Here is a 22875-nt window from a genome sequence, read left to right as displayed (position 1 = left end):
TAGACTGATTGGAGAAATTGGGAAAAACTACTGGTTTAGCCACCCCAAATTTTCTCTAAAACTGCGTTTGGTGAAATATCCGCCGTTTTTCCCGTGAGGGATTCAATAGCCAGGAATTTATCGTTTTTCGGCAACAACTTAGCTGGATCGCTGGGGCCCAAGATGGCAATGGTATAGGTTTGAACTGCAACACTTAGTTGTAATGGCGCGCTATCAGTCGATAACATCAAATTTGCCCCGGCAATTATGGCAGTTAACTTACCAATATCATCTGGGGCAGTCACCTTGATATCTGGAGAAGACTCCAGAAGCGATCGCACAAACTGCTCATCATCAACTCCCTTAATAACAACCACAGGTAAATCCGGCTGCTTTTGTTGGAAGGCTTGAATAATTTGCTGCCAATTCTCGACAGGGTAGATTTTATCCAGTTCTTTAGCCTGGGATAACTGGCCAGAACCGCCATGAATCAAGATATAGCCTGTTTCATGAACCCCTAAACGTTTTTGTTCCTTTTGTGCCCACTCAATATCTGGTTTTGGCACATTTACTGCTAACTCTGGGACAGGGCTATTTATTTCCAACGGTTGCAGCAAGTCATGGTAAACTGCCGCCGCATATTGGGATGCTTTAAATGGCACAGCGTGGGTTAGAAAACCCGCTCCTTTGCCTTGATAGCCAATACGTATAGGAATTCCCGTCAACCAGAGTAAAAGACCCACCAACCAATTTTGCTTAACAGCAATGGCAACATCGTATTCGCGATCGCGAATCGTCCCTACTAAATTACCCCAATCTGCCAGACTGTTACGGTCATTAAAATCAAAGTTCAGCACCTCGTGAACTGACTTGCTCACTCGGTAGGCAGCCTTTGACCGGGGTTCAACAAAGACATCTATCTGAGCGTTAGGGTAATGGCGCTTCAGGTCATCTAGAGTCGGAAAGAAGAGAACTTGGTCGCCAATTCCGCCAGGTACAAGGGCTACTACTCGCATAATATTTATTGACGCTTACTCGCTCCCTATTTTAGGGGAAAATATATAGCTTAAAGATTGAGGAATTCTGTGTATTTACTAATTCCAGCTGCGGGAATCGGAAAAAGAATGGGTAGTAACCGCAATAAACTCCTGCTAAAAGTGCGATCGCAACCAATTATTGCCTGGACTCTATTAGCCGCAGAAGCCGCCAGTACAATCAGTTGGATCGGGATTATTTCTCAGTCTAGCGATTGGCCAGAGTTAAATGCAATTCTCGCCGATCTGAAGCTGACTAAACCAGTGGAATTGATTCCAGGTGGCTCCACCCGCCAAGAATCTGTTTACAATGGCTTACAATCTCTGCCAGTAGCCGCAGAACAAGTGTTGATTCACGATGGTGCTAGATGCCTAGCCACACCAGATTTATTTAACTCTTGTGCCGAGGCCATTCGCCACTGTCCCGGTTTAATTGCTGGTGTACCCGTCAAAGACACCATCAAAGTTGTTGATGAACAAGGCATAATTCAAGATACACCCGACAGACGACAACTATGGGCGGCACAAACTCCCCAAGGATTTGATGTCAAGTTGTTGAAACAGTGCCATGCTGAAGGAGTCCGTCAAGGTTGGGAAGTAACTGACGACGCCGCCTTATTTGAAAAGTGCGGCATCGAAGTCCGAATTGTCGAGGGAGAGGAGACAAATTTAAAAGTGACCACTCCACAAGATTTAGCGATCGCAGAATTTATTCTCACAAGTAGAGGCTTTTGAGAAGGGAATAGGGTACAGGTTACAGGTTACAGATATATTTCCTGTAACCTGTCACCTGTCACCTCTCCCCTAATCCCAATTCCAAATTTGAAAATTTAAAAAAATACTTTGACAATTTACGATATAATTCCACACACTTGTTGATTGTTAGTTGTCATGTACTAATGACCAATGACTAATAACCAATGACTAACGACTAATGACTAAATGATTACAGCCACAGCGACGAAGATAGAAGCAATTCTCTATTTAAAGGGTAAACCCTTGTCGCTCGGCGAAATCGCCGAGTATGCCGCGTGCGATCGCGCCACTGTCAAAGAAGGCATAATTGAACTCATGGACAATTATGCCCACCGAGATAGCGCTTTAGAGGTAATAGAAACCCCAGATGGTTATAGTTTGCAACTCCGATCTGACTTTCACGATCTAGTGCAAACGATGATACCAGTGGAATTGGGTGTAGGTGCATTACGGACTTTGGCCGCGATCGCTCTTAATAGTCCCATACTTCAGAGCGACTTGATTAACCTGCGCGGTTCGGGAGTATATCAACACGTTCCAGAACTGGTCGAACTTGGTTTCATCCGCAAGCGCCGAGACAGCGATTCTCGCTCCTACTCACTCCAAGTAACGCCGAAATTCCATCAGTATTTCCAAATCGAACAACTCCCACAAATACTTTCTACCAGTCAGAAGGAAGAACAATTAGAACTAGAACTAGAACTAAAGGCAGTGGCGAGTGGAGAGTAAAGAAGGGAATAGGGTACAGGTTACAGCGTGCAGATTATTCCCTATAACCTGTCATCTGTCATCTCTCCCCTAATCACACTCATTTCCTCTTGACTTATACCTGTGGTGAATGCGCTAGCCTTGTACTATGGTTTAGAGTAGAGTTAGCAATTAAGCTAAATAAAACTGCCAATGGTGTTTAATCCTGACTTTTTGAATGACAACTCTGAGGAACACCCTAATCAACTTCTTTCCGACCACTCTGAGGAATACCCTAATCAGTTACTCAAATATCTACAGCATCAGTCTCCTGATGTTTTAGCTAGGGTTGCTCAGTCCGCCAGCCCCGAAATTAAACAAATCATCTCGCAAAATGTCCAAGGGCTAGTAGGAATGCTCCCCGCGGAAAATTTCAACGTGCAAATCACAACAGATCGGGAAAACTTAGCTGGGCTTCTAGCATCAGCCATGATGACAGGGTATTTTCTGCGCCAGATGGAACAAAGAATGCAGTTAGAGCATTTGTCTAATGGCCAATAATTAATAGTCAGTAGTCAAACATTCTGGAACTATTGACCAAATAATTGATTACTAATTCGTAATTCGGAATGACGCTCTCTAGGAATTACGAATTATTTTGACTACTTCTTTTCAGGATAAGCTCCTGATTGTACTTTGAAGGTTTGAACTTTACCGCTGCGGTTGACTTCGAGCGCTATTATGTCTCCAACTTTGCTAGACTCTACCAGCCTCTGAACTTGGGCTGAAGTTTTGACTGGTTTCCCATTAAATTTTTGAATCACGTCTCCAGGAAGCAGTCCTCCACGCTTGGCTGGGGAATCATCTGTGACTCCTTTAATCACAATTCCAGCATCTTGCTGAATGTTTAGTTGATTTTCTTGATTAATCTGCTGTTTTCTGATGGGAGAAAGGTCTGCCATTTCAACACCCAAGAAGGGATGTTCTACACGCCCTTTAGTAAAAAGTTCATTAGCGATGCGGGCGGCGGTTTCAATGGGGATGGCGAAACCAAGTCCTTGAGCATCAGCGCGGATAGCAGTATTAATACCAATCACTTCGCCTTGGGCGTTTAATAAGGGGCCACCAGAATTACCAGGATTAATTGCGGCATCAGTTTGGATAAAGCTGACTCGTTTATCTGGGACACCAACTTGAGTGCTAGTGCGATCGGTAGCACTGATGATGCCGATAGTAACAGTATTATCTAAACCCAGGGGATTGCCAATAGCGATCGCCCATTGTCCTGGGATCAGGTTTTGCGAATTGCCCAGTTTTACTGTCGGCAAATCATTCGCTTTTATTTTTACCACCGCCACATCTGTTACTGAATCAACTCCTACCACCTTACCCTCTAGACTCCGACCATCTTTGAGGGTAACTTGTACTGTATCTGTATCTGCCACTACATGAGCGTTGGTGAGTAATTCCCCATCTTCGCTCAAAATAAATCCCGATCCTGTACCGCGCTCAATGCGTTCTTGAGGAATTGGTTGGTCATCCTCTCCAAAGAATCGCCGCAAGAGGGGATTTTTCAAAGCGTCAGAGATGGGATTGGCTACTTTGCGAGTGGCATTAATTCGCACTACAGCCGGGCCAACTTTTTGCACTGCCGTCGCAATAAAATTCACGTTATCGCCCCCAGTAGCCCCAATAGCTCCGTTAGGAGAATTCGGAACTACGGATTCTGGAGGCGAAGCCATTGTTACATTTTTTAGCTGTTGGAATGAGCGATTTTGTGGCAGGAGATAGCGACTGCCAAACAAACCTGCACTACCGCCAATTACCAGTAAAAACACATAAACCGCCAGTTGCTTTAAGGATAACTTCATAATTGTTTTGCTCAAGAACAGCAATGCAGTTGCTAATTTCTAAGTGTAGTCAAGCGAACGGCAAGTGGACAGATCAATTTACGAGAAATTAGGGATTGGGCGTTAGGAGTGCTGAGTTAGGAGTTAAGAGTTAGGAGTTTTGTTTATCTTCTTGTCCCCCTCATCTTCCTCATCTCCCCCAATCCCCATTCTTCCCATCTAAAATCTAAAGTTAATGCGCTATTGACCTTTATACATGACTTTACCCTTTCGTCAACTATTTCTCTGTAGCTTAGTTAGCGCCTTGGGCCTAGTAAGCATACTGCCATACTCAAACTCAAACAGTGCTAACGCTGCTGTGGGTGGTTGCTCAACTCCAGCCCTATCTCGCTTCCAACGCCATAAAGTTCTTCGTGGCGAAACTTTGGAGAGTATAGCGCAGCGCTACAATCTCATTCCGACAACTATTATTGGCATGAATCCAGCTTTGCAGAACGGTGCAGCTGCCGCCGTTGGTAGTGTGCTTCAGATTCCTCCCTACAATGGGATTGTAGTCGAAGTGCCTCGCGGTGAAACTTGGCGACAAGTGGCGGCACAATACAAAGTTCGGGCTGATAGCCTTTTTGAGGTGAATGGCTGCCAACAAAACCCTAGAGTTGTGTTTGTTCCGGGGGTAAATTGGTCGCCTAATGGTGTTGTAACTAAGTCGCCTTTACCTACTGATACAGGTACACCAAACCGTGCATCTTTGTCTGGATATCCCTTAGCACAAGTGGCAAATGTGGGATTAGCTTACGGCTGGCAAATTAATCCTGCGACAGGTGAAGTTTTCTTCCACAGTGGTGTTGACTTATTATCACCAGTTGGTACTAATGTGCTAGCGATCGCCCCTGGAACTGTAGCCTTTGCCAGCGATCAAGGTTCTTATGGCAAATTGGTCATTATTAACCACAGTGGGGGACTTCAAAGCCGCTACGCCCAGCTTGACAGTATCAAAGTCACTGTTGGTCAACAAGTGAAAAAAGGAGACTTACTAGGAACAGTAGGCATCAGTGGAAAACCAACATCCGCTCAACCGCATCTCCATTTTGAAGTGCGTTCTAGCTCATCTCTGGGTTGGGTAGCGCAAGATCCCAAAGGTTATTTGAAGAAATGAGGTTTGTTTTTAAACGCAGAGGGACGCAAAGGGAAGCGCAGAGGAACGTAAAGGAAATCTCTGTGTTCCTCTACGAAACCTTTGCGATCCTTTGCGTTAAAAAAATGCTATGGATTCGTTAGATTTTACGATGTGCATTCCTGCCTCTGCAAACCTTGTAAATGCTGCATCTGCCTGTTCTGTGTAGTCCACAACACCGGGGACAACAACAGGAGAAGTGGAATCTTCTATCAAATAGATTTTTTTCGTCAGGGTAGCATCTATTTGTTTAATTTCTGTTAATAAATCGTCAATTGTCCAAGCGACACAGTGACTTTTAGCTTGACCACCAATAATTACTGCATCATATTCTAAAAGTTGTTTAATCAGGCGCGTGTTCTTTTGAGCGAGTGGACGTTGCTCAAAATCTTCCAACACTTCTGGACGTAAGATGGAATAGTTTTCTGTTAAAGGATTTTCACCTTTGATTTCAAATTGCGTTTGACTCTGACGCGCAATGCCGTGGAAAAATATCGCTTCTTCTACCGATGAAACTAGAGCATGACCGATACCGCCCAACATAGAATGATAAGGCCAAACAGTGAGGGGATATTTACCGTCTTGACTTAGTTTTTTAAGGTAATGGTAAGCGTGTTTTTCTAATAATTCATAATCCCCATTAGTAACACTGTTAGCAACTGCTGGGTTAACTTTCCAGATACCTTGTTCGATGTCTGCTGGTGTGATGCTAGTCGCTGCTGGAGTGGGATGTTCTCCGGCAGCGTTTACCCAAAAGATTGGATGGAAGATTTGCGTTGCTGTGTGAGTATCTAGAGTTGGTACAATTTTCGTGATTATTCCCAAGTTGCGATAAATAAACTCACATAATCTGACATTATCATCCACCGCCCCTTTCCCAGATTTTCCACCTACAAATAATTCAAATCCAGGGATGCAGAAGGTGTTTTGGACATCAATTAACAGCAAGCAAATACGAGTTTTATCTAAAGATGCTGGTTTGATATCGTGTTGTTTTGCCCAGATTTCAGCTTCAGCGGCACGTTCTTGGTAAGGTACGCGCCAGACTTCGCCGACTTTCTCTGAGTTAAAGTGCGGGGGAATTGCTAGTTGGGGTGTTATTTGGGTGTTCATAATTACAGCCGCTTTTATTCTGTAATAACATCTATGATTTCAATTCCCAAATTTTTTTAAGTCTAGTGTTACCTCAGTAAACATCATCATGAGAACCTAAAGTCAACAAAGAAATCACTAATTCCCCAGAATCGGGATGAGGAACAAACTCAAATAGAATCCGATTGCTGTAGTCTATGGAACAAGCCCATGTACCCAATAAATCACCTTTAAGTTTATGAGTACGCAAGCTAGGGTAAAACGGATCTTCAGCAAGTTGTTGTAATCTTTGCTCAACTACAGAGCGTAATTCTGGATTTCGATGGGCTAAACGCTTAAAATCTCAAATAAATCTTGCACTCCATAGCAGCTGCATCAATCATCTAACTCCGCCATTAAATCAGCAACAGTTCCACTACGTACTTCCCCTTTCTCATAGGCTTCACGAGCTTCTGCAACCGCCTTTAATAAGTCATCCCTTCGCTGTTGTTTAAGGCGCTTTTGGATAATATCTACAAGAATAGCCTGAGCTTCTGGATCTAATGCTTCTACTGCTTCTATGGCTTTCTGGAATGTAGATGTTTTTTCTAGCATGATCGCTCCTCATTTTCCTTCCTTAATAGTATATTTGTATTATTAAATAAATTTAGCGTTAGCAAAGCTTAACGAAGTTATCGCTCTTATGAATCGAGATGAATTACTCAAACGCTATGCCGCAGGTGAGAGAGATTTTTCAGGAGTTGACCTAAGTAGTGTCAAACTAAAAGGTGTTGAGTTGTATGGTGTCAACCTCAGCAAGGCGAATTTAAGTAATGTCAATTTAGGCTATGCTGACATCATTTCTAGCAATTTGCAAGAAGCTAACCTAAGTGGAGTAAACCTAGATCATACTCGCATTGATGAATGCAATTTAACAGGTGCTAACTTAAGAGCTATGGATGCATTTCAGTCATCTTTTATAGGTTCTAATTTAACTGGTGCTGATTTGAGTCAAGCTCTATTAAGAGAAATCGGTTTGCAGGGTGTAAATCTCAGTGATACTAACTGGGAAAAAGCAAATATTGATAGTTGGTTTGTAGTCGAATTTAAGCATTACTTGAAAAAAGTTTATCTTAAGCGTACTGTTTTATATGTTGATGATACCAATGAAATAAATAACTGTAAAGCAAATTTAACTGACGCTATTTACTATAATTCTCGTGGTTTTAAAGACACAGCAGCAAATGATCCACCAGGTGTAATTCGCATATATCCCGGTGCTGACTTAAGTAGACTAGATTTTAGCGGTTGTAATCTCAGGAATCTTGACTTGCAAGGTGTAAATCTGAGTGGCAGTAATTTAAGAGGTGCTAACTTAATACACACAGACTTAAGGAATGCTAACCTCACAAATACAGACTTGCGAGATACTTATTTGAGATATACAGACTTGCAGGGCGCTATTTTCTGCAACACTATCATGCCAGAAAAGAGAATTGAAGAAAATCAACTACATAACGTTGAAGATCCTGAAAAAATTGATTATATATTAGATTTAGATAGTGACGAATTAACTTTTGATGATGACGATCAATAATTTATTCACCATTTGTATTAATTTCCATCGCTTACACCTATGAGGCTTAGGAATTGGATACTCACAGAGTACAGTTGTAATTAAAGCTGCACTATCAGGAATTGAGTGAATTACAAGTATTGCAGATTGGGTCATGGAGTTCCTAGATTATAAGTAATATTGATAACTCAGTAATAAGGCGATCGCTTCCTTAAGCTTTCCTACTGAACGTTGCGCGATCGCACTCCAGCTACTCAATTAAAAGGATTTTTAAGCAAAATATCTTTACAAATGAGCAAAACTCTTCAAATGCTCTTTATTTCTTTGCCTGTATTATTTTCCATTTTTTTCTATAGTAATCGTCCAAAAAAGCCCTAGCTGTGGCAATCTGGGAAACAGAGATTTATTAAATCTGATATTTGAGCAACAGCAAATTTACCGAATCAGGTTATGCAAACTCTGCCCACAGTAAACACTTCAAGCATCACATCACCTCAAGCCACCTTTGATACAACCATCAAGCGGCGTAAAACCCGTCCCGTAAAGGTAGGAAATGTCACTATTGGCGGCGGCTACCCCGTTGTGGTGCAGTCAATGATTAACGAAGACACTCTTGATATAGATGGTTCTGTAGCTGGTATTCGTCGTCTGCACGAAATTGGCTGCGAAATTGTCCGCGTCACAGTGCCAAGTATGGCTCATGCTAAAGCTTTAGGAGAAATTAAACAAAAATTAATTAAAACTTACCAAGACGTGCCAATTGTGGCTGATGTCCATCACAATGGGCTGAAAATCGCCGTGGAAGTTGCCAAGCATATAGAGAAAGTGCGGATTAATCCAGGCTTGTATGTGTTTGAAAAGCCAAACATCAATCGAACTGAATATACTAAAAGCGAATTTGACGAAATTGGCGATAAAATCCGCGAAACCTTAGAACCTCTAGTAGTTTCTTTGCGCGATCAAGGTAAATCGATGCGAATCGGGGTAAATCACGGTTCCCTTGCTGAGAGAATGCTATTTACTTACGGTGACACGCCCGAAGGAATGGTGGAATCTGCCATAGAATTCATCCGCATCTGTGAATCTTTAGATTTCCGCAACTTGGTAATTTCCATGAAAGCCTCACGAGTCCCGGTGATGGTAGCCGCCTATCGCCTCATCGCCAAGCGCATGGATGAGCTGGGTATGGATTACCCATTACATTTAGGTGTTACAGAAGCCGGTGATGGCGAATACGGGCGAATTAAATCTACAGCTGGTATTGCCACGTTACTTGCTGATGGCATTGGCGATACAATCCGCGTCTCACTGACAGAAGCACCAGAAAAAGAAATCCCCGTCTGCTACAGCATTCTCCAAGCTTTGGGATTGCGAAAAACGATGGTGGAATACGTCGCTTGTCCTTCCTGTGGACGCACTTTGTTTAATCTAGAAGAAGTGCTGCACAAAGTCCGGGAAGCTACTAAACACTTAACTGGGCTAGACATTGCAGTTATGGGTTGTATTGTCAATGGCCCCGGAGAAATGGCAGATGCCGACTATGGGTATGTTGGCAAAACACCTGGTTATATTTCTTTGTACCGTGGTAGAGAAGAAATTAAAAAAGTCCCAGAAGATAAAGGTGTAGAGGAATTAATTAACCTCATTAAGGCAGATGAACGCTGGGTAGAACCTTAAAGGGAGCAGGGGAGCAGGGGAGCAGGGGAGTAAGGGAGCAGGGGAGTAAGGGAGCAGAGGAGAAGTTGCAGTAAGTTTTTTCTCCTCTGCCCCTTTGCACCTCTGCTCCTCTGCCTCTTATGCCCCATACCCAAAAACTTTGTATCTTTTAGCCATCAAGTTCGCCGGATTGTCAAGTATTTTGTTTAAATTAAGGATAGATACTCGGTCTGTACAGTGGTAGCCTGTGTTAGATTGAGCATACTGACTATATATTTTCCCTCTGACGCAGCTGTCATTATGGTGATTACAAAAAGTAGGCTTGTTTTGGGTGCTACGGCAGTGACACTCTCCACGATCGCTGTTACTAGCCTTGGCATTCATTCGCGAGGTCAGGCTTTATTTAAAGCAAGTCCCAAAGAACTAGTAGATGAAGTTTGGCAAATTGTTCAACGCCAATATGTAGACGGTACTTTTAATCAGGTAGATTGGCAGGCTGTTCGTAAGGAATACTTGAGCAAGTCCTACAGTAATCCGCAAGATGCGTATAAGTCCATTCGGGAAATGCTCAAAAAGCTAGATGACCCATACACTCGGTTTATGAGTCCAGAGGAATTCAAGAATATGCAAGTGGATACCTCTGGAGAATTGACAGGTATTGGCATCACGATTAGCCAGGATGAAAAAACCAAGCAATTGGTTGTAATTGCACCAATCGAAGATACACCAGCCTTTAAAGCTGGTGTTTTGGCAAAAGATATCATTCTCAAAATTGACGGCAAAGATACTAAGGGGATGGATACTAATCAGGCAGTATCCTTAATCAGAGGTGCAGCAGGATCTCAAGTCAGCTTGACAATTTTGCGCGACCGTAAGACAAAACAGTTTGATATCAAACGGGCGCGAATTGAAATCCATCCAGTTAAGTTTTCTGAAAAGAAAACCCCAGCAGGAAATCTTGGTTACATCCGCTTGAACCAGTTCAGTGCCAATGCTGGTAAAGAAATGCAAACCGCCATCAAAAATTTAGAAAGCAAAAAGGTCGCTGGATATATTCTCGATCTGCGTGGTAATCCAGGCGGGTTACTGTTCTCCAGCGTGGATATTGCCCGGATGTGGATAGATAAAGGTAAGATTGTCTCCACTGTTGAACGCCAAGGTGAGGCAGAAAAGGAAGAGGCAAACGGACGAGCCTTGACAACTAAACCATTGGTGGTGCTGGTAGATAAAGGTTCAGCTAGTGCTAGTGAAATCCTCTCAGGGGCTTTGCAAGATAATAAGCGTGCTACTTTGGTCGGTACTCAAACCTTTGGTAAGGGACTAGTGCAATCGGTGCGTCCCCTGGAAGATGGCTCAGGATTAGCGGTGACAATTGCTCATTACTATACTCCCAATGGTACAGATATCAATCACAAAGGCATTTCGCCAGATGTGAAGGTGGATTTGAGCAAAAAGCAGATGGAAGATTTGTGGCTCCACGAACGCGACAAACTTGCGACTCTTGCAGACCCTCAATTCGCTAAAGCGGTGGAAGTGATAGGTAAAAAAATTGCTGCTCAGGGGACACCTACAGCAGAAAAATGAAGAGTTAGGAATAAAGTTAGGAGTGAATAGTGAGGAGTTAGGAATAAAGTCCATCACTGTTAACTTCTAACTACTAACTTAAACTGGTTTGCACTTTCCAGCCCTAATAAGTCCGACACGTCGAGCGATCGCTTCTTCTTGCGAACTAAAAGGCCCCCACTGTTCTATAATTTCTAGATTATCATCGCCAACTTGGTCGCTGGCGATAATTTCGCAGTTTCCAGCAGAACGCTTGACAATATACCAAGTTTGTGAATCCATCATATTTTAAATAAAAATCTTGTTTTTATAGTCAGAATTTTACTGCATACAGAAAATATCTTCGCACTTACTTCTAAATCCTACATTCTGTAGGTGTGATTTTAGGGTGTAATGCGCTCGTTTCTCACAAATACCAACGGTAATAACGTTGGATTTCGTTGTTCCTTGAGTTAATCTACTGACTGTGTAGACTTAACACGGTAGTTTTAGGACACAGATAAGAAATGAGTTCAATCGCTCTAAGATTCTCGTCTGCTGATTTAGCTAAGGCATAAAAATTTTCATCAATATGAAAGATCAACCCTTTAATATAAGGATGAGTATTCAAAATACCTTCTGAACTTAGATATTCAGTTTCAGAATCATCCTCAAGTGCAGGAAATGGATAAATTGTGCTATTCATAATACCAAATGCTGTATGCCACAAAACCCCGCTCACTTTATTGCTATGTATCTCATAATTTTCACGAATTGCGCTTTCAGGATGAGGAACAGGTAGTTGAGTAGCAATATCTACCAAAAGCAAAGTATCACCTTGATTGAATTGTTCTTGTTTCAGGTTGTTCGTAATTTTATCTATGAGAGTTTCGATCATCATTTTTGTAGATTTAGCGTTATAAGGATTACCCGATTTATAGTATGGTTGAATAATTGTTTCTGATATAGCAATTGCTTTACCGCTTTTTTTCTGTGTTTCTAAATCAATTTTCATTTTAGATACTTTATCCATAATTTCTATATGCTTAAGTTGGCCATCAGCCATATTTAAAGATTTAATCTCGATATAAATGGGCGAACCACGAAATGTAACTTTGAAGTCTGGTGTTCTCTGTAAAGTTTCTGGAACTTTTTCAATAGCCAACCAGGATTTTAGCTTTGAATAAATATAAGCCTCTGAGTACAAATTTTTTAATTCATTTATCCGTTCATAATCTTCGCTTTTTAATTCAGTTATAGATTTATAGTTACTAATACGTGTAGCACATTTATTTATCAAGCCAGACATCTTCTTAAAAATACATTTGAAGTAATCATCATTATTTGATTCTAATTGAACTTTATCAACAAAATCTGGTTTCACTTCATCTAAAGGATATGAAGCACCTAATGAGTTTATTTTCTGCTTTAATTTGACAATATTTTCTGAAAGCATAATTAATTTGGCGTTCAAAATGGTATTAGATAACAATATATAAAATAATTATGCCGCTTTGAAATATATCATTCTAGAGTTTTTACAAAAATAAATGTAGATTGTTTTTCTCCTACAAACTTACTTGTATTTTTTAACATCTGGTTTGAATAGTTAAAAATTAGGCAGTAAATTACAACATAAAATTATTATTCAGTGATTCAACTATGCTGGATTTGTACACGTAAAGCTATGAAGGATATGGTATTTTATCCTTCATAGTTCATACTTTACTAATACTTCCGCTCTTTTGGCTCAAACATAGTAATCGCCACCGGTCGATATTGAATATCAATTCCTGCTGGAGAATAGTAAGCCATTGTATGTTTGAGAAAGTTAGCATCATCTCGCTCGGAATAATCTTCGCGGAAATGAGCGCCACGACTTTCTTGGCGATTTAGGGCTGATGCCAAAATAGTCTGTCCCACTACCATCAAACTTCGCAATTCTAAGGCTTCTACAAGTTCCGTATTCCAGCAACTACCTTTGTCATCTAAATAAATTTGTGGATATCGCTGTTGTATTTCCTCTAGTTTCTGCAAACCTTCAGTCATTAATGCCTCAGTGCGGAAAACACCACAGAACTCAGTCATACAATCCTGAAAAGCTTCACGGACTTGGTTAATGCGGTACTGTCCTGGTTGTTCTAGCAAAGATTGAATTTGTTGCTGGGCTTCTGTTACATACCGTTGCTCATCTACAGAGGGTAACTTACGTTTTTGCACAAATTTGGCGATCGCAGCTCCAGTTCTTTTACCATAAACTACACACTCCAGCAGGGAATTACTCCCCAAACGATTTGCACCATGTACAGAAACACAAGATGTTTCACCCGCAGCAAAGAAAGCATCAACTAAACCATCACCACTACTGCGGACTTGCCCATCGGTGTTAACTGGGATACCACCCATACAATAGTGAATTGTCGGACGGACTGGCATCGGTTGAGTTACCGCATCAACACCTACCAAACGATGGGCTTCTTCCCAGCAGAAGGGAACGCGACTCATAATTTTTTCTTTGCCTAGATGGCGCAAATCCAGATAGACAAAGGGGCCACCAGCACTGCCATTGAGATGAATACCACGTCCAGCGCGAATTTCGTAAGCGATCGCTCGTGAGGTAATATCACGAGGAGCTAGTTCCATGCGACTGGGTGCATAATTCGCCATAAAGCGATCGCCTTCACTATTAATTAGATACGCCCCTTCTCCCCGTACTGCTTCTGAAATCAGCACCCCTACCGGATATAAACCAGTGGGATGAAACTGGACAAATTCCATATCTTCGAGGGGTAAACCTGCGATCGCAGTCATTGCCAAACCATCACCCGAAGACGCGTAATCATTAGAAGTAGTGTTATAAACGCGACCATAGCCCCCTGTGGCAAACATCACTGCCTTTGCCCGCACCACCTCTATATGTCCATCCAAAAGATGGAACATGACCACACCCTTGGCCTCATTTTCTTCCAAAATGAGACGCATCACGTACCACTCTTCATAAACTTGCACCCCATAACGCCGCAAATTGTTAACCAATTCGTGCAAAATCGCGTGACCGGTTTTGTCAGCGGCGTAGCAAGTGCGGTTGTGAGAATGTCCGCCAAAAGCCCTTTGGGCAATGCGCCCATCGGGTAAGCGAGAGAACAAAACGCCGAGATGTTCCAAGTCAATCACCACACCTGGCGCTTCTTGGGTGAGAATTGCTACGGCATCTTGGTCTGCCAAGTAATCAGAACCCTTGACAGTATCAAAAGCGTGTGCTTCCCAGCTATCCTCTGAATCAACATTTTTCAGCGATGCAGCCATACCACCTTGAGCCGCAACCGAGTGAGAACGAATTGGGTGAGTTTTGGCAACCACAGCAATATTTAAACTAGGGTCAGTGCGGGCAATTTCTACAGCAGCGCGACATCCCGCCAATCCACCCCCGACAATAATCACATCGTGTTCCAGCATAATTAGCCCCCTGATTGCAAACCACTGCTGTTCTATTGTAGAGAGGTGATTAATCAGCTAGTGCGTTGTAACAGTAGCATCTCTACAAAAAAATTCCCTGCCTACAGACAGGGACGTTATAACAAATTTTTAAATTAGGAGTGAAAAGTTAAAAACAAAGAGTTATGGCACAAATAGAGTGACTTATAACTCATAACTCATAACTCCTAACTCTTTAGCTAGTTGCTTGTACAGGTTGTTGTTGAGATACATTACCTGGTATAGGTTCCATTTTGGTTCCCGGCCCTACAGGACTAACTTCAATATGATTTAACAAGGTAGTGACAAACGCAAACAACAAGAAAGGTAGCGATAGCAGAACGACGAGACCCGCTGTTGCTAAAGCGTATACGGGCCGCTTGGCACCCATCAGTGCCAAAGCTGATGCCAAACTTAAGGTAATCGTAATCAACCAAACAATTATTTGGCCGTAGATATCACCGAAAGTCAGGGTACAGACAAACCGATACTTTTGAATATTATTTTCGCTCATCACATTTGCCTCCAGTCTCTCCTAATAGGTTCTACGTTAGAACTATGTTTGCCTTCTAGGCAATTTCTAAATATTTTTGCAAGCTTCGTAATATCACTTCACAATTTAGCTGCCTTTGGCGGTAAGACAACTATGCTAAAAAACTTCTTCTCTGCATTAGGAGAGGTCGCGATCGCCTCCTTAACAAACACTATCTTAGTTTTAAGCAAAGAGACTATTTGTCATCTATCAAATTAAGGATATTTAAAATAAATATATCAATTCTATTTAATTTGTGAAAATTGCAACTCACAAATCCCCGATTTTGTAAAAGTTGTTGAGTATTCTTGTTTCTCATGAGTGATTCAGGATTGCTATAAAATTTAATTTTTTTTTAGTAAATATTAACTAGAGAAATCAAGTAAAGTCAGAATGCAAAAACCGATTTTTTGATGTTAAATTTTGAATATTGCCCAAATTTGTTGACTTAAATCAACAAAAATCTTTATTTTTCGTGGCAACATTGTTTTAGGAGTGAACGTGAATACTATTTTTCTTCGTAAAGGTGTTTTTTGGTTGCCAAGTTTAGCTGCTCTTACATTCCTGAGTAGCGGTTTATCTGCAAGCGCCCAGACAGTAAACAAGTCGAGCAATCAGCCATTAACTGAACCTTCCGCAACCGTAGCGTCTCCCAACGAGTTTAGCCAAAATCTCTCTACAGAAACAACTGAAACTTTTACAGTCACAAATTTAACTAAGGTAGAGCAATCGCCCAACACTGCGATACAGGAAAACGCCAATGTAACACCCATACCCTTTCCAGGCACAGTGGCGACCTCATCTGCAACCCTCACCTCTGAACCTGTACAACCGACTTCTCAAACAACTGCTCAACCATCTGCTATAAGAGTGGCGCAATCTGATATTGATTTAGGTAGAACTACCAGTGGTGGTAGTAGCTATCTTGGCGTCGCGGCTAACATTGGTTTGAATGGTGGTGACACATCTTTGGGCGATGGTAACTTTGCAGTAGTCAGCAAAATCGGACTGACAAATTCTATATCAGTGCGACCCTCAGCCATATTTGGGGACAACACCACAGTTCTACTTCCGATCACCTACGATTTTACCTTTAAATCAGCAGATGCTTTTAGCGAACCATTAGCGATCGCACCTTACGTCGGAGTGGGTGCAGCTTACAAAACTGGTGATGATTCAAAATTTGCCTTTTTGGTGACTGGTGGCATTGATGTGCCTCTAACTTCTCAATTTACGGCAACAGCTGCTATCAATGCCGGTTTTTTCGATCAAACTGATGTGGGCTTGTTGTTAGGAGTTGGTTACAACTTCAGTGGGATTAAATAGTTAAGAGTTAGGAGTTAGGAGTTAGGAGTTATTAAGATTCAATTGATTAAATTTATAACTCATCACTCCTAACTCCTAAGTTTCTACTTAGGGGTAACTTTGTCAATCACCTTGATTGTGCCATCATCTCCTACTGTCCAAACATCGTACACACCGACGACATCGCCGTTAGCATCAACATCTACGTTGCCGCTGGCTCCTTGGTAGTTAATCTTTTTACCATCTTTAAGTAACTTCAGTCCCTCGCAGACATCGCTAACTTCTGTGCCAGGCCCATCAGCAACTTCCCGGATTTTGCTGGCTATGCCAACGCCTGTATTTTCTTTAGCAGCTTGCGCCGCCAATGTCAATAAAGCTGCTGCATCCCAAGCTTGAGGAGCGTATTCCCCTGGCGCACCACCTTTTTTATCCTTCCACAGCTTGTTGAAAGCTTCTAATGCTTTACCATCGGAACCCGGTACTGTACCGATCGCTCCTGTTAAAATATATTTACCATCACCGCCTTTGCCAACTTGTTCGGGAAAAGTAGGAGATTTTACCCCATCTGTCAGCAGAATCTGTACTCCCTTCGCCACACCTTGCTGATAAGCGGCTTTCAAGAACAGACTACCAGTTTCGGCATAGAGTACAGCCAGAACTGCATCTGGCTTCCCAGCAAAAGCAGCAGCCGCTTCTGTATCAAATGTCTGGGCTTTTGGGTCGTAGCGCACAGGTTTATCTTTATTAACTATAGTTCCACCCAATTTTTCAAAAGTTTGCACGAATGCTTTTTCAAAGCCTACGCCATAGTCATTATTAATTACGACTGTAGAAACTCGCTTGAAACCTTTTTTTCTGGCAAGTTGGGCTAAAGCTAGTGCTTGGTAGGTATCGGGGGGAGCTGTACGTGCCCAAAAGCCTTTATAGTCGCCTTTTTGAGCCTTGTCGGTAAAGACGGGACTGGTACTACCAGGAGAAACCAGCATTACTTTATTCGGGGTGGCAATGGAGACTGCTGCACTAGAAACGCTACTGGCAAAGGAACCAACTACACCTGCTACTTTATCTAAAGTTGCTAGTTTAGTCATACCAGCAGCTCCAGCTTTCGGGTCGGTTTGGTCGTCTACTTGCACCAAGGTAACTGATTCGCCATTCACCCCACCGCAAGCGTTAACCGTATCGACCAGTAAAGGGATGGAACCTAGCATCTGCTGTCCTACAGAAGCCAAGTCGCCTGTCGTCGGTAACAGAGAACCAATTTTTAGTCCTTTAGCACTGCTTGTAGTAGTTGAGTTTGTCGCTGGGGTAGCGGTACTTCCGTTGTTAGCTGTGCCGTTGGGGTTACTGTTATCACTACAAGCCCCAAGTAGAAACCCAGCCGCAAGGGTAGCTATACTTAAACTTAAGGCGGCACTAATTTTTATCATAAATTACTCTCACTCCTCAGATATTTAGGAGCCTAAAAATAAGATCCAAACTAGGTTTGTAACTTAGCTGGATCTTATCAAGACTCCAAAGGATAAATCATATCATCCATCTTTGGGAGTAGAAATATTTACGCCGATATTAGTAATTTTTTTTGTACACAGAATATTCTCCGTGTATCAAAAGCTGAAAAACGGAGAGGGAGGGATTCGAACCCTCGGTACGGAGTTGCCTGCCGTACAACAGATTAGCAATCTGCCGCTTTCGACCACTCAGCCACCTCTCCTGACTCACGAATATCAATGTTACCAGACTTGGCAGTAAGAGTCAATAGTCATTTGTCATTGGTCATTTGTGATTAGTCTTTGGTTATTTATAAAACACTGAGGACTAAGGACTAGGGACAAATGACTAATTTCTTAAAGGACTTGCGATCGCATCCAAGCTACGGGCAAGGTGCGTAACTTTTTCCACTGGGGAACGAAAGCTCGCTGACTGAATACATCGTAATCGTTGCGTTCAATCGCCTCCAAAATTTGACCGTACAGCATTGATGCTGCCCACACAGGCCAACGGGCATCGGATGCTAAATAAGTAATTCCCTGGTCGGATGTGGTGTAAAATTGGCGGGCGCGGTCAATTTGAAAGCGCATCAATGCCCGCCAACGATCGTCTACCACACCTTTGAAGAAGTCTTGCTCGGTATAATTGAATTTTGCCAAGTCTTCAAGGGGAATGTAAATCCGTCCCCGTTTGGCATCTTCTCCCACATCCCGCAGGATGTTGGTGAGTTGATTGGCAATTCCGAGAGCGATCGCTTCTTCTATGGGAACATAAGGTTGTTTGTTCTGTTGCCACGGTGCTGCATATATGGTGTTATCCACACCCATAACTGATGTTGACATTAAGCCAACAGTGCCAGCAACGCGGTAACAGTAGAGGTATAAATCCTCAAAGGTTTCATAACGACTGCGATATAAGTCCATACGCTGACCGGCAATCATATCCCGAAATGGCTGAATGTCCATCGGAAAGCGCTGGAGGGTATCAACTAAAGCTACATCGTAATTTTCTAATGGACGCCCCGCAAAAATCGATTCCAGCTGCTGTTCCCATAGGTCTAGGGTTTCTGGCGTGGTAATAGCAGATGCGGGGCCATCCACCAATTCATCTGTACGGCGACACCAAGCGTAAATTGACCAAATAGATTGACGTTTTACCGGACTCATCAGCAAAGTACCCAGGTAAAAAGTCTTGGCATACTTTGCTGTGAGATGCCGACAAAGTTTGTATGACTCGTCTACAGAGACCAGCGTTTTCATGCGCGGCGGGGAATCAGGCAGTTGCAGCATTCGTTGCGGGCGGTCGGGTGAGCGTTTGCAGGTTTGAGGAATTTGCTACCGGGAGGGCCTCAGAAATCGCCTGCGCTGTCAGCTTACCAGAAAGTACGGCACCTTCCATACTGGCTAGGTAGCGTTGCATGGTGTAATCCCCGCTGAGATAGAAGTTACTAATGGGGGTTGTTTGCGAGGGACGGTACTGTTGACGACCAGGGGTCGCTTTGTAAACTGAACGGGGCGTTTTCACCACATGAGATTTCAGCAATGTTGCTGGATTGTCTCCCCCAAAGTGGTCGGGGAAGAGTTTTTCTAACTCGGCAATAGTGGCAGCCACAATCTCCTCATCGGATTTGGCAATCCAATCTTTTGCCGGGGCCAGAACTAATTCCAGCATCGAGCGTTCGGGGTTGGCGTATTCACGGCAGGTATTGCTCATATCAGCATAAACGCTTAGGAGGGGCGATCGCGAGAATAGCAAGTGATCAATTTGCGTAAGTTTACGATCGAACCACAAATGCACGTTAATCACAGGCACGCCTTCTAACCCATCTAGCTTTTGGAAAAACTCCATTTCTTTCCAAGGTGCTGGCAAAATTACCTTCAGAGGGTCAACAGGCATGGCAGATACATACAAATCCGCCGTGAAAACTTCATCTTCGTCTCCATTCAACCCCCGCATCAAGTATCCTTTGACGCTACCATCGGCGTTTAGCAAAATTTCTTTTAAAGGGGCATTCAAGCGGACTTCTCCACCGCGTTCGGTGATGTAATCTACTATCGGCTGACACAATCGTTCTGTTGGCGAACCATCCAGAAAGGCCATTTTCGAGCCTTTTTTTTCCTGGAGGAAACGATTGAGGGCAGTTAAAAGAATGGTTGCTGAAATTTCATCTGGCCCGATGAAATTCAGTGACTTGGCCATGGCAATAAAAACTTCTTTATTGACCCGTTCTGGAATATTCTGTTTACGCAGCCAATCTGTCCAGGAATATTTGTCCATTTCTTCAACGTACTTTTGCCCCTGAATCATGGCCGGCAATAATCCGATGCCAAAGCGGATTTTTTCTGTCCATGTCAGCATGTCGTTGTTTCGCAGAATTGCCACTATACCATTAATTGGTGCCGGCAAATCTGGGAAATCAAAGCGGCTGTAAGTACCTGGTGCATCTGGTTGGTTGAAGATCATTGTGTGTTCTTTCCACTGCAATCGATCTTCAATATCCAGTTCTTTGAATAACTGCAACATATTGGGATATGCGCCAAAAAAGATGTGCAGACCTGTTTCGTACCAGTCTCCATCAGCATCTTTCCATGCGGCCACTTTACCGCCTAGAACGTCTCGACGTTCCAAGACAATGGGTGTGTGACCTGCGTCTGTAAGATATTTCGCGCAGGAAAGTCCTGCTAGTCCCGCTCCCGCGATCGCTACTCGCATGTAACCCTACTGCTCTTCAATATTTCTTAACCGTTTTATCGTTCTCATTATACGTTGCAATCCGTTACATTTGGCAGTTATTGTGCGATCGCTTCCCCAAAAAACTTTTGCCAAAGGGAATTTTACCTACGCGCACTTGCCCAAGCAAATTGCCAATACCATTGTTGGCAATAGCTTTGCGGTGTGCGCTTTATCTATATTTACATGCAAGTGATTTAGGGAAACAAAAGTATTTCCTTTGACTGAAAATAGCTATTTTTAAAAGTTGTCTTAAAGTAGTTGATTTCTTTGCTAATTTGTGTATTTGCTCTCAGGAAATGTTTGAGGCATTACTTAAAGAAAACTTTCCTTTCCCTATAAGGGTGTAGGATAAATGTTTATGTCCTCTAAATTGAACAACCAAGTTGTTTACCGCACAACTTAATAGGTAAAAGATTATGGGTGTATCGCAGGAGCTAAGGCGCTTTGGACATCACTTAATTTTAGGTATTTCCGGCACGACATTAAGCGATGACGATAAACGCGCACTCAATGAATTAAAACCGATTGGGGCAATCTTTTTTGCTAAGAACTTTTTGGATGGCACCCCATATCAGGTTTGGCTGGAAAGTTTCAAGGATTTGAATAAACAGATACGAGAATATACTGAACGTGATTCTATGTTCATGACTCTCGATCATGAAGGAGGTCGTGTCATTCGTACACCACCGCCAATTACCCGCTTTCCTCATGCTTTTTTACTGCGATCCCACGCTTATGAAGTAGCAAAAGCCACATCGGTAGAACTAAAATCACTGGGAATAAATTTATCTTGGGCACCTGTAGCAGATATTTTTTCCCATCCCGACAACCCCGTGATTGGGCCTCGCGCCTTTGGTAACACTTCCGAAACTGCTACTCAGGGTGCCCGTGATTACTACCTTGGACTTCGAGATTCAGGAATTTTGGGATGCGCTAAACACTTCCCCGGACATGGAGACACCAGCAAAGACTCTCACATTGAGTTACCAATACTGAATTTAACTCTAGAAGACCTGCGACTTCGAGAACTCATACCCTTCAGAGCTTTAATCGAAGTACAGATTCCTTTGATTATGACTGTCCATATCTTATTTCCCAAGATAGATCCTGATGTACCAGGAACGCTTTCCCAGGCTATCCTCAAAACCATACTTAGAAAGGAACTTGGCTTTGAGGGAGTAGTTGTATCTGATGATTTGGATATGAAAGCGATCTCAGATATGTTTATGAAAGCTGGTACTGTGGCGCGGTCATTTAATGCAGGCTGTGACTTGTTTATTGTTTCGCGTAATATTAATTCATCATCTATTGAAAGAACTTATCGGATTGCTGAGGATTTTGCTGATTCGCTCAGTAACGGTAGCTTAGATGAAGCAGTCGTAGAAGCAGCCAGAGAAAGAATTGAGAAACTACTGGCAGTAACACCGCAATATCCCGTAAGTGCTCTGGATAAAGATATACTATTGCAACATTCTGAACTAGCGATCGCTAGTTGCTATTCATAACCCAACTTGCATTCAAGCTACATATTAGCAATTGCCAAAAGGCTAACTAAGATTGCATTTCTTAATTTTGAATTTTAAATTTTAAATTTTTAATTGTTTAGTGGGTGGTATAGGGGTCGAACCTATTTCTGCGAGTTAAAAGCCCGCTGCACAGCCGGTATGCCAACCACCCTAGTTAATTTGAAAAAGAAATGAGCAAGTGCGATCGTATTACATCGCAAGCTTTGTAACACCAACACTAGATATAAATCCACCAGGGAGGTACTGCCCCTCCTATTTCTGTGTTATCAGCACAGCGCCTCGCTTTTCGGCTTCAGGTGGAAAAAGAGGAAGATGGAGGAATCGAACCCCTACAGTTGCCCGTACTCCAAGGTTCAAGCTTGGTTGCCGTCCATTCAGCAGCATCTTCCATTCAGGGGTAAGTAGGTAGGTGCGAAAAAACCTAATTATGTAAAGATAAGTAAATACGGAGAATGCATCTACTGAGGTAACTGAAATATGGGTGCTCGTTTA

General features: G+C 42.6%; 20 protein-coding genes and 3 tRNA genes. 9 read left to right on the top strand and 14 right to left on the bottom strand.

What is annotated here, in order from left to right:
* Positions 1-35: 35 nt before the first annotated feature.
* A complete protein-coding gene (locus V7K84_RS20000) occupies positions 36-995 on the bottom strand; it encodes a glycosyltransferase family 9 protein (RefSeq protein WP_334840553.1) in 960 nt (319 codons plus the stop codon).
* 69 nt (positions 996-1064) lie between these two features.
* Here V7K84_RS20000 and ispD point away from each other — a divergent pair, with 69 nt between their 5' ends.
* From ispD to V7K84_RS19985, 3 genes are all read left to right on the top strand, one after another.
* A complete protein-coding gene (gene ispD / locus V7K84_RS19995) occupies positions 1065-1748 on the top strand; it encodes a 2-C-methyl-D-erythritol 4-phosphate cytidylyltransferase (RefSeq protein WP_334840551.1) in 684 nt (227 codons plus the stop codon).
* A gap of 207 nt (positions 1749-1955) precedes the next feature.
* Positions 1956-2498: an SMC-Scp complex subunit ScpB gene (gene scpB / locus V7K84_RS19990; protein WP_094347413.1), complete on the top strand. Its 543-nt coding sequence runs from the start codon at positions 1956-1958 to the stop codon at positions 2496-2498.
* Positions 2499-2669: 171 nt separating this feature from the next.
* Positions 2670-3017: a DUF760 domain-containing protein gene (locus tag V7K84_RS19985; RefSeq protein WP_094347414.1), complete on the top strand. Its 348-nt coding sequence runs from the start codon at positions 2670-2672 to the stop codon at positions 3015-3017.
* 101 nt (positions 3018-3118) lie between these two features.
* Here V7K84_RS19985 and V7K84_RS19980 read toward each other — a convergent pair whose 3' ends face one another.
* A complete protein-coding gene (locus tag V7K84_RS19980) occupies positions 3119-4327 on the bottom strand; it encodes an HhoA/HhoB/HtrA family serine endopeptidase (RefSeq protein ID WP_334840549.1) in 1209 nt (402 codons plus the stop codon).
* Positions 4328-4562: 235 nt separating this feature from the next.
* Between V7K84_RS19980 and V7K84_RS19975 the strand changes: the two genes are divergently transcribed.
* Positions 4563-5462, top strand: coding sequence for a LysM peptidoglycan-binding domain-containing M23 family metallopeptidase (locus V7K84_RS19975; RefSeq protein WP_334840547.1), 900 nt, complete (start codon positions 4563-4565; stop codon positions 5460-5462).
* 96 nt (positions 5463-5558) lie between these two features.
* Here the strand turns inward: V7K84_RS19975 and V7K84_RS19970 are convergent, their stop codons facing one another.
* Positions 5559-6593: an isochorismatase gene (locus V7K84_RS19970; protein WP_334840546.1), complete on the bottom strand. Its 1035-nt coding sequence runs from the start codon at positions 6591-6593 to the stop codon at positions 5559-5561.
* A 354-nt stretch (positions 6594-6947) separates the two neighbouring features.
* Entirely contained in the window at positions 6948-7166 is a 219-nt protein-coding gene (locus V7K84_RS19965; protein WP_334704929.1) for a hypothetical protein, read from the bottom strand.
* Positions 7167-7254: 88 nt separating this feature from the next.
* On the opposite strand from V7K84_RS19965, the gene V7K84_RS19960 reads away from it, so the two are divergent.
* The 3 genes from V7K84_RS19960 (at position 7255) to ctpC (ending at position 11367) form a co-directional block, all read left to right on the top strand.
* A complete protein-coding gene (locus tag V7K84_RS19960) occupies positions 7255-8148 on the top strand; it encodes a pentapeptide repeat-containing protein (protein WP_334840544.1) in 894 nt (297 codons plus the stop codon).
* 429 nt (positions 8149-8577) lie between these two features.
* Entirely contained in the window at positions 8578-9804 is a 1227-nt protein-coding gene (gene ispG / locus V7K84_RS19955; protein WP_322660193.1) for a (E)-4-hydroxy-3-methylbut-2-enyl-diphosphate synthase, read from the top strand.
* A gap of 279 nt (positions 9805-10083) precedes the next feature.
* A complete protein-coding gene (gene ctpC, locus V7K84_RS19950) occupies positions 10084-11367 on the top strand; it encodes a carboxyl-terminal processing protease CtpC (protein WP_334840540.1) in 1284 nt (427 codons plus the stop codon).
* 78 nt (positions 11368-11445) lie between these two features.
* Here the strand turns inward: ctpC and V7K84_RS19945 are convergent, their stop codons facing one another.
* The 4 genes from V7K84_RS19945 to V7K84_RS19930 form a co-directional block, all read right to left on the bottom strand.
* Positions 11446-11631 carry a DDE transposase family protein gene (locus V7K84_RS19945; RefSeq protein ID WP_334840539.1) on the bottom strand — a complete coding sequence of 62 codons (186 nt, stop codon included), beginning with the start codon at positions 11629-11631 and terminating at the stop codon, positions 11446-11448.
* A 172-nt stretch (positions 11632-11803) separates the two neighbouring features.
* Positions 11804-12799, bottom strand: coding sequence for a hypothetical protein (locus V7K84_RS19940; protein WP_334840536.1), 996 nt, complete (start codon positions 12797-12799; stop codon positions 11804-11806).
* Positions 12800-13053: 254 nt separating this feature from the next.
* Positions 13054-14781 carry a succinate dehydrogenase/fumarate reductase flavoprotein subunit gene (locus V7K84_RS19935; protein WP_334840535.1) on the bottom strand — a complete coding sequence of 576 codons (1728 nt, stop codon included), beginning with the start codon at positions 14779-14781 and terminating at the stop codon, positions 13054-13056.
* A 214-nt stretch (positions 14782-14995) separates the two neighbouring features.
* The gene (locus V7K84_RS19930; RefSeq protein ID WP_099102821.1) at positions 14996-15313 is read right to left on the bottom strand and encodes a hypothetical protein; all 318 of its coding nucleotides are present in this window, start codon (positions 15311-15313) and stop codon (positions 14996-14998) included.
* A gap of 519 nt (positions 15314-15832) precedes the next feature.
* On the opposite strand from V7K84_RS19930, the gene V7K84_RS19925 reads away from it, so the two are divergent.
* Entirely contained in the window at positions 15833-16657 is an 825-nt protein-coding gene (locus tag V7K84_RS19925) for a hypothetical protein (RefSeq protein ID WP_334840533.1), read from the top strand.
* Positions 16658-16740: 83 nt separating this feature from the next.
* On the opposite strand, the gene V7K84_RS19920 is transcribed toward V7K84_RS19925, so the two are convergent.
* The 4 genes from V7K84_RS19920 to pds form a co-directional block, all read right to left on the bottom strand.
* The gene (locus V7K84_RS19920) at positions 16741-18063 is read right to left on the bottom strand and encodes an ABC transporter substrate-binding protein (RefSeq protein ID WP_334840532.1); all 1323 of its coding nucleotides are present in this window, start codon (positions 18061-18063) and stop codon (positions 16741-16743) included.
* A 192-nt stretch (positions 18064-18255) separates the two neighbouring features.
* Positions 18256-18347, bottom strand: a tRNA-Ser gene (locus V7K84_RS19915).
* A 133-nt stretch (positions 18348-18480) separates the two neighbouring features.
* The gene (gene crtB / locus V7K84_RS19910; RefSeq protein ID WP_334840530.1) at positions 18481-19413 is read right to left on the bottom strand and encodes a 15-cis-phytoene synthase CrtB; all 933 of its coding nucleotides are present in this window, start codon (positions 19411-19413) and stop codon (positions 18481-18483) included.
* Positions 19397-20836, bottom strand: a complete 1440-nt coding sequence (gene pds / locus V7K84_RS19905) for a 15-cis-phytoene desaturase (RefSeq protein ID WP_334840528.1) — start codon at positions 20834-20836, stop codon at positions 19397-19399. Before pds ends, crtB begins: the two co-directional genes overlap by 17 nt.
* 437 nt (positions 20837-21273) lie before the next feature.
* Here pds and V7K84_RS19900 point away from each other — a divergent pair, with 437 nt between their 5' ends.
* Positions 21274-22362: a glycoside hydrolase family 3 protein gene (locus tag V7K84_RS19900; protein ID WP_334840525.1), complete on the top strand. Its 1089-nt coding sequence runs from the start codon at positions 21274-21276 to the stop codon at positions 22360-22362.
* A 101-nt stretch (positions 22363-22463) separates the two neighbouring features.
* Here V7K84_RS19900 and V7K84_RS19895 read toward each other — a convergent pair.
* Positions 22464-22534 (bottom strand) — tRNA-Lys (locus tag V7K84_RS19895).
* 155 nt (positions 22535-22689) lie between these two features.
* Positions 22690-22772, bottom strand: a tRNA-Ser gene (locus V7K84_RS19890).
* Positions 22773-22875 lie beyond the last annotated feature (103 nt).

It is taken from the genome of Nostoc sp. (assembly GCF_036917315.1).
Taxonomy (GTDB): Bacteria; Cyanobacteriota; Cyanobacteriia; order Cyanobacteriales; family Nostocaceae; genus Nostoc.
This window is presented reverse-complemented; position numbering and strand designations above follow the sequence as displayed.

What these genes read in the sequence shown, in the direction of transcription:
- V7K84_RS20000 (WP_334840553.1), bottom strand. Translation starts at nt 995, where the DNA reads ATGCGAGTAGTAGCCCTTGTACCTGGCGGAATTGGCGACCAAGTTCTC.
- scpB (WP_094347413.1), top strand. Translation starts at nt 1,956, where the DNA reads ATGATTACAGCCACAGCGACGAAGATAGAAGCAATTCTCTATTTAAAG.
- V7K84_RS19985 (WP_094347414.1), top strand. Translation starts at nt 2,670, where the DNA reads ATGGTGTTTAATCCTGACTTTTTGAATGACAACTCTGAGGAACACCCT.
- V7K84_RS19980 (WP_334840549.1), bottom strand. Translation starts at nt 4,327, where the DNA reads ATGAAGTTATCCTTAAAGCAACTGGCGGTTTATGTGTTTTTACTGGTA.
- V7K84_RS19975 (WP_334840547.1), top strand. Translation starts at nt 4,563, where the DNA reads ATGACTTTACCCTTTCGTCAACTATTTCTCTGTAGCTTAGTTAGCGCC.
- V7K84_RS19970 (WP_334840546.1), bottom strand. Translation starts at nt 6,593, where the DNA reads ATGAACACCCAAATAACACCCCAACTAGCAATTCCCCCGCACTTTAAC.
- V7K84_RS19965 (WP_334704929.1), bottom strand. Translation starts at nt 7,166, where the DNA reads ATGCTAGAAAAAACATCTACATTCCAGAAAGCCATAGAAGCAGTAGAA.
- V7K84_RS19960 (WP_334840544.1), top strand. Translation starts at nt 7,255, where the DNA reads ATGAATCGAGATGAATTACTCAAACGCTATGCCGCAGGTGAGAGAGAT.
- ispG (WP_322660193.1), top strand. Translation starts at nt 8,578, where the DNA reads ATGCAAACTCTGCCCACAGTAAACACTTCAAGCATCACATCACCTCAA.
- ctpC (WP_334840540.1), top strand. Translation starts at nt 10,084, where the DNA reads ATGGTGATTACAAAAAGTAGGCTTGTTTTGGGTGCTACGGCAGTGACA.
- V7K84_RS19945 (WP_334840539.1), bottom strand. Translation starts at nt 11,631, where the DNA reads ATGATGGATTCACAAACTTGGTATATTGTCAAGCGTTCTGCTGGAAAC.
- V7K84_RS19935 (WP_334840535.1), bottom strand. Translation starts at nt 14,781, where the DNA reads ATGCTGGAACACGATGTGATTATTGTCGGGGGTGGATTGGCGGGATGT.
- V7K84_RS19930 (WP_099102821.1), bottom strand. Translation starts at nt 15,313, where the DNA reads ATGAGCGAAAATAATATTCAAAAGTATCGGTTTGTCTGTACCCTGACT.
- V7K84_RS19920 (WP_334840532.1), bottom strand. Translation starts at nt 18,063, where the DNA reads ATGATAAAAATTAGTGCCGCCTTAAGTTTAAGTATAGCTACCCTTGCG.
- crtB (WP_334840530.1), bottom strand. Translation starts at nt 19,413, where the DNA reads ATGCTGCAACTGCCTGATTCCCCGCCGCGCATGAAAACGCTGGTCTCT.
- pds (WP_334840528.1), bottom strand. Translation starts at nt 20,836, where the DNA reads ATGCGAGTAGCGATCGCGGGAGCGGGACTAGCAGGACTTTCCTGCGCG.
- V7K84_RS19900 (WP_334840525.1), top strand. Translation starts at nt 21,274, where the DNA reads ATGGGTGTATCGCAGGAGCTAAGGCGCTTTGGACATCACTTAATTTTA.